This is a genomic window from Microbacterium sp. 1S1, assembly GCF_008271365.1.
Taxonomy (GTDB): domain Bacteria; phylum Actinomycetota; class Actinomycetes; order Actinomycetales; family Microbacteriaceae; genus Microbacterium.
Map to the genome: position 1 here is coordinate 102,755 of NZ_CP043430.1, position 15,864 is coordinate 118,618.

Sequence of the window (15,864 nt, forward strand, 5' to 3'; positions counted from 1 at the left end):
GTGCGAGCGCTCGATTCGGTGCTAGGGACATTTCGCTGTAGACTCGGAGGGTTGCAAAACGGGGTGTGGCGCAGCTTGGTAGCGCGCTTCGTTCGGGACGAAGAGGTCGCAGGTTCAAATCCTGTCACCCCGACCAGTGACACGAGAAGGCCGCCCGCAGGGGCGGCCTTCTCTGTATCGGGACGACGTGCGAGAGGGGAACGCATGGGGAGGCTCCTTCCGCCGCCACGCCGTTCGACGCGCGTGTGGGCCCTGGCTCTCGGACTTCCCTTCCTGGCCGCCGTCGCTCTCCTCACCCTCACGCCCGCGCGCGTGGAGCAGGCGATGCCCAATCTCCTCGATCTGCTCCTCCACGCGATCCAGCGGCTCGGCTGGACGAGCCTGGACTTCACGCGCCTCGAGGTGCTCGCGAACGTCGGCGTCTTCATCCCCGTCGGAATCCTCGCGTTCCTGCTCCTCCCGCGCCAGGCCTGGCCCCTGTCGCTTCTCGTCGGTCCCGCGATCTCGGTCGCGATCGAGACGGCGCAAGCCATCGGCCTCCCGCATCGTGCCGCCACCCTGAGCGACGTGCTGGCCAACTCCACCGGTGCGACGATCGGCGTCGTCCTCGCGATCTTCTGCACGCTGCTGACCGCCACACCGTCCTCCCGGCCGGGAACGCCTAGGGTGGAGGCATCATGACATCGCCCTCTCTCGTCGCCTTCGACCTCGATGACACGCTCGCCCCGTCCAAGGGCACGATCGACCCGCAGATCGCCGCGCTCCTCAGCGAGCTGCTGCGCTCGGTCGACGTCGCGATCATCTCCGGAGGCAACGAGGCGCAGTTCCGTACGCAGGTGGTGGCTCAGCTCGCCGACGTCGACCCGGCAGCCCTCGCCCGCCTTCACCTGCTGCCGACCTGCGGTACGCGGTACCTGCGCCACGACGGCACCGATTTCGTCGCGGTGTACGCACACGACCTGAGCGCCGACGAGAAGTCCGCCGCCCTCACCGCTCTCCGCGAGGAAGCCGAACGTCTCGGACTGTGGGAGGCGGAGCCCTGGGGCGAGATCCTGGAAGACCGCGGCTCGCAGATCACGTTCTCCGCCCTGGGCCAGCAGGCACCGCGAGACGCGAAGCACGCCTGGGACCCGACGGGCTCCAAACGCGGGGCCCTGCGCGACGCCGTGGCGGCGCGCCTCCCCGGTCTCGAGGTGCGTTCCGGCGGCTCGACCTCGATCGACATCACCCGCGCCGGGATCGACAAGGCCTTCGGCATGCGGCAGCTCGCCACGCACACGGGAATCGATCTGTCCGCGATGCTCTTCTACGGCGATCGCCTGGACGAAGGCGGCAACGACTACCCCGTCCTCGCGCTCGGCGTGCCCTCGGTGGCCGTGGAGGGCTGGGAGGACACGGCGGCGCGCCTGCAGGAGCTCCTGCCGACGCTGACCTCCCGGGTCTGACCCCGGCACGCCTGCACGACCCCGGCACGCCCGCACGACACAGGAACCGAATCCGTCGTGCAGGCGTCGCCGTGTCGTGCGGGAGGGGTCAGCGCACCTCGACGCCGGCGGCGCGGGTGACGGGGACGAGCCGGGTGAGCTGGGTCACGTGCCCGGGCTCGAGCTCCGCGAGGGAGGCGACACCCAGCAGGCGCATCGTGCGCTCGATCTCACCGCGGAGGATCGCGATCGTACGGTCCACGCCCTGGCGGCCACCGGCCATCAGCCCGTAGAGGTAGGCCCGACCGATCAGCGTGAAGTCGGCACCGAGCGCGACGGACGCCACGATGTCGGCGCCGTTCATGATGCCCGTGTCGATCATGACGGTGAAGTCGTCCCCGACCGCCCGACGCACCTCGGGCAGGAGGTGGAACGGGATCGGTGCGCGGTCGAGCTGGCGGCCGCCGTGGTTCGACAGGACGATGCCGTCCACGCCGGCGTCGCGCAGCCGGACCGAGTCCTCGACGTTCTGCACGCCCTTGATGACGATCTTCCCCGGCCAGATGTCACGGATGACCGCGAGATCGTCGTAGCTGATGGTCGGGTCCATCGCTGCATCCAGCAGCTCGCCGACGGTGCCTCCGGTCGAACTGAGCGACGCGAACTCGAGCTTCGGAGTCGTCAGGAAGTCGAACCACCACCAGGGCCGCGGGATCGCGTTGACGATCGTGCCCAGAGTGAGCTGCGGCGGGATGCTGAAGCCGTTGCGCTTGTCGCGCAGTCGCGCACCGGCGACCGGCGTGTCGACCGTGAACTGGAGGGTGTCGAAGCCGGCGGCCGCGGCACGACGGGCCAGCTCGTAGGAGATCTCCCGGTCGCGCATCACGTAGAGCTGGAACCAGTTCCGCCCGGGAACCGCACCCTGCGGCTCGCGGACGGTCGCGGCCTTGACGTCCTCGATCGACGTGGTGCCGAGCGTGGACAGCGTGAAGGGGATGCCCGCCGCGGCGGCGGCCCCGGCGCCGGCGACCTCGCCCTCGGTCTGCATGAGCCGGGTGAATCCGGTCGGTGCGATACCGAACGGGAGCGCCGAGGGCCCGCCGAGGATGTCGACGGCCGTGTCCACGTCCGGCGCCGGCTTGAGGATGCCGGGGTGGAACTCGACGTCCTGGAACGCCTGGCGAGCCCGGCTCAGCGAGAGCTCTCCCTCTGCCGCGCCGTCGGTGTAGTCGAAGGCGGCCTTCGGCGTCCGGCGCTTCGCGATGGTCCGGAGGTCGTCGATCGTGAGCGCGGCATCGAGACGGCGCTTGCGGCCGTCGAGCTCCGGCTTCTTGAACTTCATGAGCTCCAACAGCTCGGCGGGATTGGGGAGCTGGCGCTGGACCATGTTCTGCCTCTCAGTTCTGCGGGGGGATGGCGCGGGTGAGGCCCGCGGCGGTGTAGTAGCCGGTGATGTGGGCGCGGACGAGCCGACGGGCGGTGGCGGCGTCGCCCTCGTCGATCGCTGCGACGAGGGCGCGATGCTCGGCCCGGAGGCGGTCGGCCATGCGGTCCCAGTCGTCCACGGTCTCGGCGCCGGCGAGCACGTACGACTCGATGGCGGAACGGAGACCCGCCATCATCGCCGCGATGACGGTGTTGCCGCTCCCCTCGGCGAGCGACAGGTGCAGCTGCGCGTCGAGGGCGAGGAACTCCGACGGTGTCAGCGCCTCGGTGTCCATCGCCGCCAGGAGTTCGTGCGCCCGGGCGGTGTCGCGATGGTCGGCTTCGGCCATCGCCTCCACGACAGCGTCCTCGAGCACCAGACGCGTGCGGACGACGTCGTCCAGCGGGAAGCCCTGCGCGGCGACCTGCAACCGCAGCAGCGCGGACATGCCGCCGGTGGGCGTGGCGATGACGATGGCACCCGCCTGCGGACCGGATCCGGTGGCCGTGCGGATGAGGCCGAGCACCTCGAGCACGCGGAGGGCCTCCCGCACGCTCGATCGTCCGACCCCCAGGTCGCTGGCGAGGTCGCGCTCCGAGGGCAGCCGGTCGCCCGGGCCGAGGCGCCCGTCGAGCAGATCACGCTCGATGTGCTCGAGCACAACCCGCCATGCGCGCGCCGGCTGCTCCATCATCCCGCCTCCTGTGGTCTGACCACAGAGTAGCGCGTGTGGTCAGACCACGCAAAGCCCCCGCGAGATATGCCCACCCACCCCCTTCTGTGCCTCCCGGCCCGCTGCGGGCGCGCGGAGCGGGTGGGTCGACCGGAGCGGGGTGGGTCGACGGTCGGGTCAGCCGAGACGGCCGCCGGACTCCTCCAGGTAGCACGTCCCGCACAGCGACTCGTAGGTGGTGAGCTCCGGGGACGCCGAACCGTCCGCACCCTCGTCGATGGCCACCTGGTCGCCGTCGAACACGAAGCGGCCGCCGACCACGCGGCCGTTGAACACCGCCTTCCGCCCGCAGCGGCAGATCGTCTTGAGCTCCTCCAGGGAATGCGCGATCGCGAGGAGCCGAGCCGAACCGGGAAAGGCGTGGGTGCGGAAGTCGTTCCGGATGCCGTAGGCCATGACCGGGATGCCGTCCTCCACCGCGATCCGGAAGAGATCGTCGATCTGCGACGGCGTCAGGAACTGCGCCTCGTCGACGAGGAGACAGGCGACGTCGACAGGGCCGGTCGGGATGAGCTCCTCCTCCGTCGAACGACGCATCCGATCACGGTGGGCGGCGAAGAGCGCACGCGCGTCGTCCTCGGGGCCGATGAGGAAGTCCACGGGGCGCGTGACGCCGAGGCGGCTCTCAATCTCCCCCGCACCCTTGGTGTCGATCGCGGGCTTGGCCAGCAGCACATGCTGGCCGCGCTCCTCATAGTTGTAGGCGGCCTGCAGCAGGGCGGTCGACTTGCCCGAGTTCATCGCGCCGTAGCGGAAGTAGAGCTTCGCCACGGTCCGACGTCAGGCGTTGATGCCGAGGACGGCGGCGGTGGCGCTGGTGGACTCCTCCGCGAGCTCCGCGTTGCCGTTGAGCTTCCGGCCGAAGGTGGGGATGAGCTCGCGCAGCTGCGACTCCCAGCCGGGGTACTCGCCGGGGAAGCACTTCTTCAGCAGGTCGAGCATGATCGGCACGGCCGTCGAGGCCCCGGGGGACGCACCAAGGAGCCCCGCGATCGACCCGTCACCAGCCGCGACGACCTCGGTTCCGAACTGGAGCACCCCGCCCTTCTTGGGGTCCTTCTTCATGACCTGCGCGCGCTGACCGGCGTTGATGAGCGTCCAGTCCTCGTCCTTCGCGGTGGGCATGAACGTGCGGAGACTGTCGACCTTCTTGCGGTGGTTCTTCATCAGCTCGCTGATGAGGTATGTGATGAGGTCGGGGTTCGCGAACGCCACGCGCAGCATCGGCCACAGGTTGTGCGGACGGACCTGCGTGACGATGTCGAGCATCGAGCCGTTCTTGAGGAACTTGGGGCTGAACGTCGCGAACGGGCCGAACATGAGCGACGCCTCGCCGTCGACGACGCGGGTGTCGAGGTGCGGCACGGACATGGGTGGCGCGCCGACGGAGGCCTGCGAGTACACCTTCGCCTTGTGCTGCGCGACGATCTTCGGGTTCGTCGTCTTGAGGAACTGACCGCCGATCGGGAAGACGCCGTACCCCTTGATCTCAGGGATGCCAGAATTCTGCAGAAGCTTGAGCGCCCAGCCGCCGGCACCGACGAAAACGAACTTCGCCTTGATCTCGTTCGGCGTACGGCCCACCGTCGTGCGGTACTTGATGAGCCAGGTGCCGTCCTTCTGGCGCTTGAGCGACTTGACCTCGTGATTCGTCCGTACCGAGACGCCCGACGAGCGGAGGTGGTCGAACAGCTGATGGGTCAGCGCACCGAAGTCGACGTCGGTCCCGGCGGGCACCCGGGTCGCCGCGAACGGCTCCCCCTTGCGACGCTTCTGCATGAGCAGCGGCGCCCACTGGTTGATGACACGGGAGTCTTCGCTGTACTCGATGCCCGCGAACAGCGGCTGCTCCTTGAGCACCTCATAGCGCTTCTTGAGGTACGCGACGTCCTTCTCGCCACGCACGAACGTCATGTGCGGGGTGGCGTTGATGAACGTCGAGGGCTCGTCCAGCACACCCTTCTCGACGAGCGACGACCAGAACTGGCGGCTCTGCTGGAACTGCTCGTTGATCGAGATGGCCTTCGCGGGGTCGAGCGGCGCGTCGCCCTGCTGCGGCATGTAGTTCAGCTCACACAGTGCTGCGTGCCCGGTCCCGGCGTTGTTCCAGGGGTTCGAGCTCTCCTGCGCCACGTCCGACAGTCGCTCGAACGCGACGATCTTCCAGTCCGGCTGCAGCTCGTGCAGCAGGGTACCCAGGGTGGCGCTCATGATGCCACCGCCGATCAGGACGACATCGACGTTTTCAGTCACCCGACCAGTCTAGTTCGCGGGCAGGACACCGCAGACCATGCGGCCGTCAGGACACCGGGGCGAGACGCTCCGCCAGCACCTCGGCGATCTGGACCGCGTTCAGGGCCGCGCCCTTGCGGAGGTTGTCGTTGCTGATGAAGAGCACGAGGCCCTTGCCCTCCGGAGCGGACTGGTCGGCGCGGATCCGGCCGACGAAGCTCGGGTCCTTGCCCGCGGCCTGCAACGGCGTCGGAACCTCGTCCAGGACGACGCCGGGTGCGGCACCGAGGACCTCGCGGGCACGCTCGGGAGTGATGTCCCGCGCGAACTCGGCGTGGATCGAGAGGGAGTGTCCGGTGAAGACCGGGACCCGGACGCAGGTACCCGCAACGCGGAGGTCGGGGAGCTCGAGGATCTTCCGGCTCTCGTTGCGGAGCTTCTTCTCTTCGTCCGTCTCGTTCAGGCCGTCGTCGACGAGGTTGCCCGCGAGCGGGATCACGTCGAACGCGATCGGTGCCACGTACTTCTCGGGCTCGGGGAAGTCGACCGCCGATCCGTCGTGCACCAGACGCAGCGTGTCCCCCTGCGCGAGCACACCCTCGACCTGACCCAGCAGTTCCTGCGCCCCGGCGAGGCCGGAACCGGAGACCGCCTGATACGTCGACACGATCAGCCGTTCGAGTCCCGCTTCGGCATCCAGGACCTTGAGCACCGGCATCGCGGCCATCGTGGTGCAGTTCGGGTTCGCGATGATGCCCTTGGGGCGGTCGTCGATGGCGTGCGGGTTGACCTCGCTGACGACCAGCGGCACCTCGGGGTCCATGCGCCAGGCGCTGGAGTTGTCGACGACCACGGCACCGGCGTCCGCGAACCGCGGGGCGTAGGCACGGCTGGCCGTGGCACCGGCGGAGAACAGGGCGATGTCGATGCCCGACGGGTCGGCCGCCTCGACGTCCTCCACGATCACCGTCTGCCCGCCGAACTCGAGCGCCGTCCCCGCCGACCGCGCCGACGAGAACAGGCGCAGCTCGCGAATCGGGAACGAACGCTCCGCGAGAATCTCGCGCATCACGGTGCCCACCTGGCCGGTGGCGCCGACGATGGCGACGGAGAGTCCTGATTCGGAGATGCGGGTCATGATGTTCCTTGGCTTCGTGCGGTACGGCGTACGAGGCTCCGGGCGCGGCGTCGGGATGCTGATGCTGCGCCTGGCGCCGATGTCAGGGTTTCGGCGAGTCTATCGCGCCGCGACGACCCCGAAGCCCGTCGGTTTCACGAGGGCAGCACCCCCGGGCGATCAGGCGAACGCGGGACAACAGGCACGCGTGCACAGCACCGCCTGAACCCGCGCGAACGCCTGAGCTGGCGTGGGCCCCGGGAAACAGGCAGACCCGCGAGAACAGGCGAACGCGGGACAACAGGCACGCGTGCACAGCACCGCCTGAACCCGCGCGAACGCCTGAGCTGGCGTGGGGCGCTCTCGTGGGGCGGGGTCAGCGCCCGGTGCCGGCGTGGACGGTGGCTTCCGCGTCGCCGTCGAGACCATAGGCCGTGTGCACGGTGCGGGCGGCCTCGGTGAGGTCGGTGTCACGGAGCACGACGGAGATGCGGATCTCCGAGGTGGAGATCATCTCGATGTTGATGCCTCCTGCGGACAGGGCCTCGAACAGGGTCGCGGAGACGCCGGAGTGCGTGCGCATCCCCGCACCGACCACCGACAGCTTGCCGATCTGGTCGTCGTGGATCAGGTTCTGGAAGCCGACCTCGGTCTGCTCACCGGCGAGCGCCTTGAGCGCGGCGGCGGCGTCGGCCTTGGGAACCGTGAAGGAGATGTCCGTGCGCCCCGTCGCCGAGACGTTCTGCACGATCATGTCGACGTTGGCGCCGGACTTCGCGACGATCTTGAAGATCTCGGCCGCCTTCCCCGGGACATCCGGCACCCCGGCGACGGTGATCTTGGCCTGGCTGAAGTCGGTGGCGACGCCGGCGACGATCGGTTCTTCCATGACTGCTCCCTCGGCTTCGCGAGGGTTCTTCATGCCCTCGCCCAGAACGTACGTGCCCTCCGCCGACGAGAACGTCGACCGGGCGTGGATCAGGACGCCGTGCCGACGGGCGTACTCGACGGCGCGGATGTAGAGGACCTTGGCGCCGTTCGCCGCGAGCTCCAGCATCTCCTCGCTGGAGACGTGGTCGAGCTTCTGCGCCTTCGGGATCACCCGAGGGTCGGCGGTGAAGATGCCGTCGACGTCGCTGTAGATCTCGCAGACGTCGGCCGACAGCGCTGCAGCCAGGGCGACGGCGGTCGTGTCCGAGCCGCCGCGGCCGAGCGTGGTGATGTCGCGGGTGTCGCGGTTGAATCCCTGGAAGCCCGCGACGATGACGATCGCCCCCTCGTCGAGCGCCTCGCGGAGCCGGACGGGCGTGACGTCGACGATACGAGCGGCCCCATGCTGCGAGTCGGTGATCATGCCGGCCTGGCTGCCGGTGAACGACCGCGCCTCGAAGCCCATGGAGTGGATGGCCATCGCGAGCAGCGCCATCGAGATGCGCTCACCGCTGGACAGGAGCATGTCGAGTTCGCGCGGCGCCGGGATCGGCGCGACCTCGTTCGCGAGGTCCAGCAGTTCATCGGTGGTGTCGCCCATCGCGCTGACCGCGACGACGACGTCGTGACCGGCGCGACGCGTGTCCACGATGCGCTTGGCGACGCGCTTGATGCTCTCTGCGTCGGCGACCGACGAGCCGCCGTACTTCTGCACGATGAGGGCCACGTTCACTCCCTGGGATGTCGGGCGGATCCGCCCACGGTCATTCTACGATCGGCGCGCATGCCGCCTCGCGCATGTGACGACTCACGCGGGGGCGGGAGGAACGGGGGTCACCGGACGCAGGCGTCCTCCGGTCGCGGCGAACCAGCAGCCGATGATGATCAGCGGAAATCCGAGGAGGAGACCGGGCGTCAGGGGCTCGGCCAGCACGATCGCCCCGAGCACGATCGCCACGACCGGGTTCACATAGGTGAACAGCGGCGCCCTGACCGGCCCGACCTCGCGAATGAGCGCGAAGAACGCCAGGAAGGCCACGGCCGTGCAGATGACGGCGAGAGCGAGCAGGGCACCGATGGACGGGAGCGTCGGGACCTCGTGCTGCGTGAGCAGGCCGATCGGGAGGTAAAGGATCCCGATCATGAGCAACGAGAGCGTGATCGTCCCGAGCGAGGGGACGTCGTTCAGCTTGCGGGCCACGATGAAGGGCGCGATCGCGTAGAGCACCGCCACGAGCAGCACCTCCACCGCGGCGAGCAGGCTCACCTCTCCCCCGAAGAGTCCAGGCCCCGCCACCACGACGGCCACGCCGACGAAGCCGACGAGCAGGCCGATGCCGCGGGCGGGGCGCAGCACCCCGCGGTCACCGCCGCCCAGCGCGATGAGAGCCGCGAACAGCGGTACGGTCGCGACCAGAAGGCCCGTCATGCCGGACGGGAGGGTCATCTCGGCATGACCGAGGAGGAGGAAGGGCCCGGCCATCTCGACCGCCCCGAACGCGAGCACCCACGGCCAGTGCCGGAGCGCGGCGCGAAGGGCGCCGCTGCGCAGTGCGAACGGCAGCAGGAGGAGGGCCGCGATGAGCGTGCGACCCGCGACGACCGCCGGTGGGGAGATCGACTCCACCGCGACGCTGATGAAGAGGTAGGGCACGCCCCACAGCAGGGCCATCGCCCCGAAGAGCAGCCAGCCCCGCCGCGAGAACCCGGACTGCGGGGTCACAGCACGCGCCGGCCTTCGAAGGCTCGGCCCAGCGTCACCTCGTCCGCGTACTCGAGGTCGCCGCCGACGGGAAGGCCGGAGGCGAGCCGGGAGACCGTGACCTGCATCGTGGTGAGCAGGCGACTCAGGTAGCTCGCCGTCGCCTCCCCCTCCAGGTTGGGGTTCGTGGCGATGATGACCTCCTGTACCGTGCCGTCGGCGAGGCGGGTCATGAGCTGAGCGATCCGCAGGTCGTCCGGGCCGATGCCGGCGATCGGGCTGATCGCTCCACCGAGCACGTGGTACAGGCCGCGGAACTCGCGGGTGCGTTCGATCGCGGCGACGTCCTTCGCATCCTCGACCACGCAGATCAGGGCCTGGTTGCGGCGGGGATCACGGCAGATGGCGCAGCGCTCCTGCTCCGCGACGTTGCCGCAGATCTCGCAGAAGCGGACGCGGACGCGGATCTCGGTCAGCAGCTCAGCGAGCCGGGCAACGTCGAACGTCGGGGTCTGCAGGATGTGGAACGCGATGCGCTGCGCCGACTTCGGACCGATCCCGGGAAGGCGACCGAACTCATCGATCAGCTCTTGGACGATGCCGTCGTACATCAGGAGAACCTCGTCGGGGGCTCGTAGGGCTCTTCGCGAAGGAACGTCGCGCCGAGCACCTGGCGGATCACGGCCTCACCGTAGCGCTGCACGCCCCCGGCGGGGTGCGCTCGATGACGACCGGCGGCGCGGCGGCGGGAGCCGCGCGCCCGGCAGCCTGCGGGGCTGGGGTCGGTGTCGCTCGGGGGAGGGAGGGCCGTCGTACGGAGCCGATGGCTCGTAGGCCGGATCGTACGGCGGCTCCTCGTCGAACGCGGGCGCGTCGTCGTCGCCGGGCAGCGGCGGCTCGTCCCGGTCGACCCTGCCGTCGGCCGGCGGGGTCGGAGCGGCGGAGGCGGCCTCGACCTCCTCCGGCTCCTCGTCCACTGCGAGCGGTGCCGCGGGTGCCACGGCGGGCGCGGTCGGAATCGGCGCGACCGCCCAGTCGGTGACGGGGGCCGACGCTGCTGACCGCGCCTGGGGCCGGGAGCGGCCTCCTGACGCAGGCTCCGATGCGGGAGCGGCGTCGGTCGCCGCGGCGGAACCGGGCGATGCCGGCTGGCGCGGCGCTCCCCGGGCGGCATCGGCGCCGGAAGGTACTTGACCCGGACGCCGACCTCCTGCTCGATGGCCGTGCGGAGGTGGTCGGACGGCCCCGAGCCGGGCGTGGTGCCCTTGAACTTCGCGACATCGTGCTGGCTCGTGAATCCGAGGGTCAGGACCTCGGAATCCCCGTCGTAGGCCAGCGGCTGCACGGCGGTGGCGAGGAGCCAGGACGTGCGGCTGATGCCCTCGAGACGCTTCAGCACGGCAGGCCAGGCGTCGCGGATGCGGTCGAACGTGACTGGAGCGGACGGCGCGGCGGACGACCCCGGGGTCGGAGCGGGCGCGGGCTCCGGGCTACGCGCGGGTTCCGGGACCGGATCGGGTTCCGGGGAGCGCTCGTGCTCGGCCGCCGGCGCGGGACCGGAGGGGGCCGGCGCCGGACCGGAGGGGGCGGCGTGGGCGAGGTCGATGCCGTCGGCGTCACCGGGGATGTCGCCGTCGCGGTCTCGGTCTCGGATGCGACGGTCGCCGAGGGCGGCGCGGACGTCGGCAGGGATCACCGGCGGGCGGGTCGTCGCCGGCGGATGCAGCGCGCCGGACACGGCAGCACCGGACGCGGCGGCGCCGGACACCTCGGTGCCACCGGGCGCCGCGGCGAGCACACGCGCGACCATGAGCTCGAGGTGGAGCCGTGGCGAGGTCGCCCCGGACATGTCGTCGAGGGCCGCGCTGACCACGTCGGCCGTGCGCGAGAGGCGCGCGGCGCCGAAAGCCTCCGCCTGACGGCGCATCCGGTCGAGCTCGTCCTCGGCGATGCCGCGCAGCACGGCGGACGCGCCGGAGCCGACGGCGGCGATGACGATGAGGTCGCGCAGGCGCTCCAGCAGGTCGTCGACGAAACGCCGCGGGTCCTGCCCGGTCTGCACGACCCGATCGATGGCGGGGAAGGCGGAGGCTGCGTCGCCCGCGGCGAGCGCATCGACGATCTCGTCGAGGAGCGCTCCATGGGTGTACCCCAACAGGGCCACCGCTCGCGCGTAGCCGACCGTGACGGTCTCCGAATCGGCCGGGGCATCGGACCCCGCGATGAGCTGATCCAGCAGGGACAGCGTGTCACGGGGCGACCCTCCGCCGGCGCGGACCACGAGCGGCAGGACGCCCTGCTCGACGACCACCCCTTCCTCCGCGCAGAGCTTCTCGACGTACTCGAGCATCGCCGCGGGGGGGACCAGTCGGAACGGGTAGTGATGGGTGCGCGAGCGGATCGTGCCGAGCACCTTTTCGGGCTCCGTCGTGGCGAAGATGAACTTCACATGGGGCGGCGGCTCCTCCACGAGCTTCAGCAGCGCGTTGAAGCCCTGCGGCGTGACCATGTGCGCCTCGTCGAGGATGAAGATCTTGAAGCGGTCCCGGCTGGGGGCGAAGGTCGCGCGCTCGCGGAGGTCGCGGGCGTCGTCGACGCCGTTGTGGCTCGCCGCGTCGATCTCGACGACGTCGAGCGACCCGCCGCCCGCGCGCGACAGCTCGACGCAGCTCGGGCATGTTCCGCAGGGGGTGTCGGTCGGCCCTTCCGCGCAGTTCAGGCAGCGCGCGAGGATGCGCGCGGAGGTGGTCTTGCCGCAGCCGCGCGGACCGGAGAAGAGATAGGCGTGGCCTACGCGGTCGCCGCGCAGCGCGGTCATGAGCGGATCGGTCACCTGCGACTGCCCGATCATCTCGCCGAACGTCTCGGGTCGGTAGCGGCGGTAGAGGGCTGTGGTCACCCCTCCAGCCTACGGCGTGCCACCGACGTTGCTCCCTCCCGCTCGACCCGGCCCCTTTCACGCGCCCCACCCCTTGCGCGCGTCCGAAAGGGGTGGGAGGCACGCAGCAGGGGTGGGTCGGTGCGAGGATGATCAGTCGACGGATTCGATGACCGGGATCGCACTCGTGATGACGGGGACGGAGGCCGAGAGGCGGGTACCGTCGTCGCGGCGGGCGTCGGCGAACTCCTGCAGCGTGGGGCGCCCGGGGATCACCGGACCCTGGTTCGCGAGCGGCACGATGACCTCGTCCTCCAGAGTCGCGATGTAGGCGTTGTCCCGCACGCTGAACGGCACCGGAGGTCCGCTGCGCACCCGCACACGAAGCTCGTGCCGTGTGACCGTCACCTGCATCGCGGTGCCCTGCCACTGCAACGGGAACGACAGCGACGGCCAGGACTCCGGGAGCCGCGGGTCGAAGCTGAGGTCGCCCCCATAGTCGCGCATGCCGCCGAAGCCGCACACCAGTGCCGTCCACACACCTCCCGCCGAGGCCACGTGCACGCCGTCCGCCGCGTTGTGGTGCAGGTCGTGCAGATCGACGAACAGCGACTGCTCGAAGTACTTCTGCGCGAGGTCCTGATAGCCGACCTCGGCCGCGAGGATCGACTGCACGACCGCCGACAGGGTCGAGTCGCCCGTCGTCAGCGGGTCGTAGTAGTCGAAGTCGGCCTTCTTCTCCTCCGGCGAGAAGTGATTGCCCTGCAGGAACAGCGCCAGCACGACGTCGGCCTGCTTGAGCACCTGGAAGCGGTAGATCACGAGCGGGTGGAAGTGCAGCAGCAGCGGGCGCTGGTCGGCGGGGGTGTTCGCGAGGTCCCAGACCTCCCGCTCCAGGAACAGCGAGTCCTGCGGGTGGATGCCGAGGCTCTCGCTGTACGGGATGTACATCGCCTCCGCCGCCCGCTCCCAGGACTCCGCCTCACCGGAACCGAGGCCCGTGCGCTCGACGAGGGCCGCGTAGTCCTCGGGGTAACTGTCGCGGATCTCGCGGACGACCTTGGCCGCATAGCGGAGGTTGTACCGCGCCATGACGTTCGTGTACAGATTGTCGTTCACGACGGTCGTGTACTCGTCGGGACCCGTGACCCCGTGGATGTGGAACGTCTGGATCCCGTCGCCGCCACCGGACTGCTCCACCAGACGCGACCCGCGCCAGAAGCCCAGGGTGGCCCAGAGCCGTGCGGTCTCGATCGCGACGTCGGCCCCCTCCCGACGCAGGAACGCCTCGTCGCCCGTCGCGCGCACGTACTTGCCGAGCGCGAAGCTGATGTCGGCGTTGATGTGGTACTGGGCGGTGCCGGCGGCGTAGTAGGCCGAGGCCTCCTCACCGTTGATCGTGCGCCACGGGAAGAGCGCGCCGGCCTCGTTGAGCTGTGCGGCGCGGCGGCGGGCAGCCGGGAGCATCTTCACCCGGGCCCGGAGCGCGTTGTAGGCCCAGCGCGGCGTCGTGTAGGTGAGGAACGGGAGCACGTAGATCTCGGTGTCCCAGAAGTAGTGGCCGCTGTAGCCGGAGCCGGTGAGCCCCTTGGCCGGAACACCGGCACCGTCCGCCCTGGCCGAGGCCTGCGCGAGCTGGAACAGGCACCAGCGGGTGGCCTGCTGCAGGTCGTCGCGCCCACCGATCTGCACGTCGCTGCGCTCCCAGAACGCGTCGAGCCACTCGCGCTGACGACGGAACACCGTCTCCACACCCTCGTCCGCTGCCCGGTCGAGCGACCGCCGGCAGCGGTCGACGAGCTCCCGCGGGGGCACCCCGCGGGACGAGTGGTAGCTGACGAGCTTGGTGATCGTGATGGGGACGCCGGCCTTCGCCTGGACGCGGAAGACATTCTTGGCGATGTCCGGCTCGATGAGCGTGCGGACGTTGTAGTGGTTCTCGGTCTCGATGATGTGGTCGGCCACGACGGCGACCGTCATCCCGGACGCGGCGACCCGGTAGGACAGCGCCGACCGCAGGCCGTCCTGCCAGTGCTCCGCCGGCTGCAGCACGCGATCCGCGATGCGCTCGGCCTTGCGCGGGTCGAAGGCGGCGCCCTTCGTCGTCATCGGGGACCCGGCGTAGACGCCCGCCCCGTCCTGACGGTTGAGGAGCTGGCAGCTGATGGTCACGGGCGCGTCGGAGTTCTCGACGACGACCTCGAGCCGCAGCACCGCGAGGTGCCGCTCCTCGAAGCTCACGAGACGCTGGTCGCGCATGCGGACCCGCTTGCCGGACGGGGTCTCCCAGACCACGCGGCGCTCCAGCACCCCCGTGCGCATGTCGAGCGTGCGGGCGTATTCGCGCACGTCCGCATCGTCGAGCGAGATGGGCTCGTCGTCGACGTAGAGACGCATCACCTTCGCGTCCGGGGCGTTGACGATGGTCTGACCGACCTCGGCGAAGCCATAGGCCTGCTCGGCATGCCGGATAGGCCAGGTCTCGTGCAGACCGTTGATGAAGGTGCCGTGCTCCTGCGCGCCGCGCCCCTCGATGTGGTTGCCCCGCAGCCCGAGGTAGCCGTTGCCGACCGAGAACAGCGTCTCGCCGACGCCCTCCTCCGAGTAACGCGTCTCGATCAGACGCCACGGGTCGACGGGGAAGCGGTCGCGGTCGATCATGCGGTCTCCGGGGTGTCGGTGCGAGTGTCGGGAAGCAGAACGCCGAGGTCGTCGACGACGTGGGTGGCCCCGGCGGCGCGCAGCGCGTCGGCGCCGGCACCGCGGTCGACGCCGATGACGACGGCGTAGCCGGCTGCGGCGGCGGAGGCGGCGCCGGAGGTGGCGTCCTCGACCGCGATGCTGCGGGCCGGGTCGACGCCGAGGGCCGTGGCACCGGCCGCGAACATGTCGGCGGCGGGCTTCGATGCGAGGTGCTCGCGCTCGGCGACCACGCCGTCGATCACGACGCGGAAGAAGGAACGGATCCCGGCGGCCGCCAGCACCTCCTCCGCGTTCTTCGAGCTGGAGACGACGCCGAGCGGGATGCCGGCGGCGTGCAGCGCTTCGACGATGGCGAGGGATCCGGGGAACGGAGCGATGCCCTGGCTGCGGAGGGACGCGGCGAACGCGGCGTTCTTCCGGTTACCGATGCCGCAGACGGTCTCCGCCGACGGGTCGTCGTCCACGGCACCCCACGGCACCTCGACGTTGCGACTGCGCAGCAAGCTCGCGACGCCGTCGTAGCGCTTCTTGCCGTCGACATAGGCGAAGTAGTCCTCGTCGGTGTACGGCGGGGTGATGTCCCACCGGGCGAAGACGTCGTCGAAGACCGCCTTCCAGGCGCGCATGTGCACCTCGGCGGTCGGCGTGAGGACGCCGTCGAGATCGAACAGCACACCGTCTGCGTGGAACAGGTCGGGCAGCGTGTCTGGCACAGAGCC

13 protein-coding genes and 1 tRNA gene are annotated in these 15,864 nt (G+C 70.2%); 3 read left to right on the top strand and 11 right to left on the bottom strand.

Features of this window, described 5'->3' with window-relative positions:
- Positions 1 to 59 precede the first annotated feature (59 nt).
- From FY549_RS00540 to FY549_RS00550, 3 genes are all read left to right on the top strand, one after another.
- Positions 60 to 136: transfer RNA gene (locus FY549_RS00540), tRNA-Pro, on the top strand.
- A gap of 68 nt (positions 137 to 204) precedes the next feature.
- Positions 205 to 681: a VanZ family protein gene (locus tag FY549_RS00545; RefSeq protein WP_149083363.1), complete on the top strand. Its 477-nt coding sequence runs from the start codon at positions 205 to 207 to the stop codon at positions 679 to 681.
- Entirely contained in the window at positions 678 to 1,445 is a 768-nt protein-coding gene (locus FY549_RS00550) for an HAD-IIB family hydrolase (protein WP_149083364.1), read from the top strand. The genes FY549_RS00545 and FY549_RS00550 overlap by 4 nt, the downstream gene beginning before the upstream one ends.
- An 88-nt stretch (positions 1,446 to 1,533) precedes the next feature.
- Here the strand turns inward: FY549_RS00550 and FY549_RS00555 are convergent, their stop codons facing one another.
- The 11 genes from FY549_RS00555 to FY549_RS00605 all read right to left on the bottom strand — a co-directional run bounded on the left by FY549_RS00555 (position 1,534) and on the right by FY549_RS00605 (position 15,858).
- A complete protein-coding gene (locus FY549_RS00555) occupies positions 1,534 to 2,811 on the bottom strand; it encodes an alpha-hydroxy acid oxidase (RefSeq protein ID WP_149083365.1) in 1,278 nt (425 codons plus the stop codon).
- Positions 2,812 to 2,821: 10 nt separating this feature from the next.
- Entirely contained in the window at positions 2,822 to 3,544 is a 723-nt protein-coding gene (locus FY549_RS00560; protein ID WP_149083366.1) for a FadR/GntR family transcriptional regulator, read from the bottom strand.
- 156 nt (positions 3,545 to 3,700) lie between these two features.
- Positions 3,701 to 4,354 (bottom strand): thymidine kinase, encoded by a 654-nt coding sequence (locus tag FY549_RS00565; protein ID WP_149083367.1) that lies wholly within the window; start codon positions 4,352 to 4,354, stop codon positions 3,701 to 3,703.
- Positions 4,355 to 4,363: 9 nt separating this feature from the next.
- Positions 4,364 to 5,794: a malate dehydrogenase (quinone) gene (mqo, locus tag FY549_RS00570; protein WP_200839111.1), complete on the bottom strand. Its 1,431-nt coding sequence runs from the start codon at positions 5,792 to 5,794 to the stop codon at positions 4,364 to 4,366.
- Positions 5,795 to 5,882: 88 nt separating this feature from the next.
- On the bottom strand, positions 5,883 to 6,953 hold the full coding sequence (locus FY549_RS00575) for an aspartate-semialdehyde dehydrogenase (RefSeq protein ID WP_149083369.1): 1,071 nt from the start codon (positions 6,951 to 6,953) through the stop codon (positions 5,883 to 5,885).
- Between the two features lie 355 nt (positions 6,954 to 7,308).
- Positions 7,309 to 8,589 carry an aspartate kinase gene (locus FY549_RS00580; RefSeq protein ID WP_025104257.1) on the bottom strand — a complete coding sequence of 427 codons (1,281 nt, stop codon included), beginning with the start codon at positions 8,587 to 8,589 and terminating at the stop codon, positions 7,309 to 7,311.
- A gap of 81 nt (positions 8,590 to 8,670) precedes the next feature.
- Complete coding sequence (locus FY549_RS00585) at positions 8,671 to 9,585, bottom strand: DMT family transporter (RefSeq protein ID WP_149083370.1); 915 nt, start codon at positions 9,583 to 9,585, stop codon at positions 8,671 to 8,673.
- Entirely contained in the window at positions 9,582 to 10,175 is a 594-nt protein-coding gene (recR, locus tag FY549_RS00590; protein ID WP_149083371.1) for a recombination mediator RecR, read from the bottom strand. Before recR ends, FY549_RS00585 begins: the two co-directional genes overlap by 4 nt.
- The gene (locus FY549_RS00595) at positions 10,175 to 12,415 is read right to left on the bottom strand and encodes a DNA polymerase III subunit gamma and tau (RefSeq protein ID WP_410428257.1); all 2,241 of its coding nucleotides are present in this window, start codon (positions 12,413 to 12,415) and stop codon (positions 10,175 to 10,177) included. The genes recR and FY549_RS00595 overlap by 1 nt, the downstream gene beginning before the upstream one ends.
- A 180-nt stretch (positions 12,416 to 12,595) precedes the next feature.
- A complete protein-coding gene (locus FY549_RS00600) occupies positions 12,596 to 15,103 on the bottom strand; it encodes a glycoside hydrolase family 65 protein (protein WP_149083373.1) in 2,508 nt (835 codons plus the stop codon).
- Entirely contained in the window at positions 15,100 to 15,858 is a 759-nt protein-coding gene (locus FY549_RS00605; RefSeq protein WP_149083374.1) for a beta-phosphoglucomutase family hydrolase, read from the bottom strand. The genes FY549_RS00600 and FY549_RS00605 overlap by 4 nt, the downstream gene beginning before the upstream one ends.
- Positions 15,859 to 15,864 lie beyond the last annotated feature (6 nt).

What these genes read in the sequence shown, in the direction of transcription:
- FY549_RS00550 (WP_149083364.1), top strand. Translation starts at nt 678, where the DNA reads ATGACATCGCCCTCTCTCGTCGCCTTCGACCTCGATGACACGCTCGCC.
- FY549_RS00575 (WP_149083369.1), bottom strand. Translation starts at nt 6,953, where the DNA reads ATGACCCGCATCTCCGAATCAGGACTCTCCGTCGCCATCGTCGGCGCC.
- recR (WP_149083371.1), bottom strand. Translation starts at nt 10,175, where the DNA reads ATGTACGACGGCATCGTCCAAGAGCTGATCGATGAGTTCGGTCGCCTT.
- FY549_RS00555 (WP_149083365.1), bottom strand. Translation starts at nt 2,811, where the DNA reads ATGGTCCAGCGCCAGCTCCCCAATCCCGCCGAGCTGTTGGAGCTCATG.
- FY549_RS00600 (WP_149083373.1), bottom strand. Translation starts at nt 15,103, where the DNA reads ATGATCGACCGCGACCGCTTCCCCGTCGACCCGTGGCGTCTGATCGAG.
- FY549_RS00560 (WP_149083366.1), bottom strand. Translation starts at nt 3,544, where the DNA reads ATGATGGAGCAGCCGGCGCGCGCATGGCGGGTTGTGCTCGAGCACATC.
- FY549_RS00545 (WP_149083363.1), top strand. Translation starts at nt 205, where the DNA reads ATGGGGAGGCTCCTTCCGCCGCCACGCCGTTCGACGCGCGTGTGGGCC.
- mqo (WP_200839111.1), bottom strand. Translation starts at nt 5,794, where the DNA reads ATGAGCGCCACCCTGGGTACCCTGCTGCACGAGCTGCAGCCGGACTGG.
- FY549_RS00595 (WP_410428257.1), bottom strand. Translation starts at nt 12,415, where the DNA reads ATGATCGGGCAGTCGCAGGTGACCGATCCGCTCATGACCGCGCTGCGC.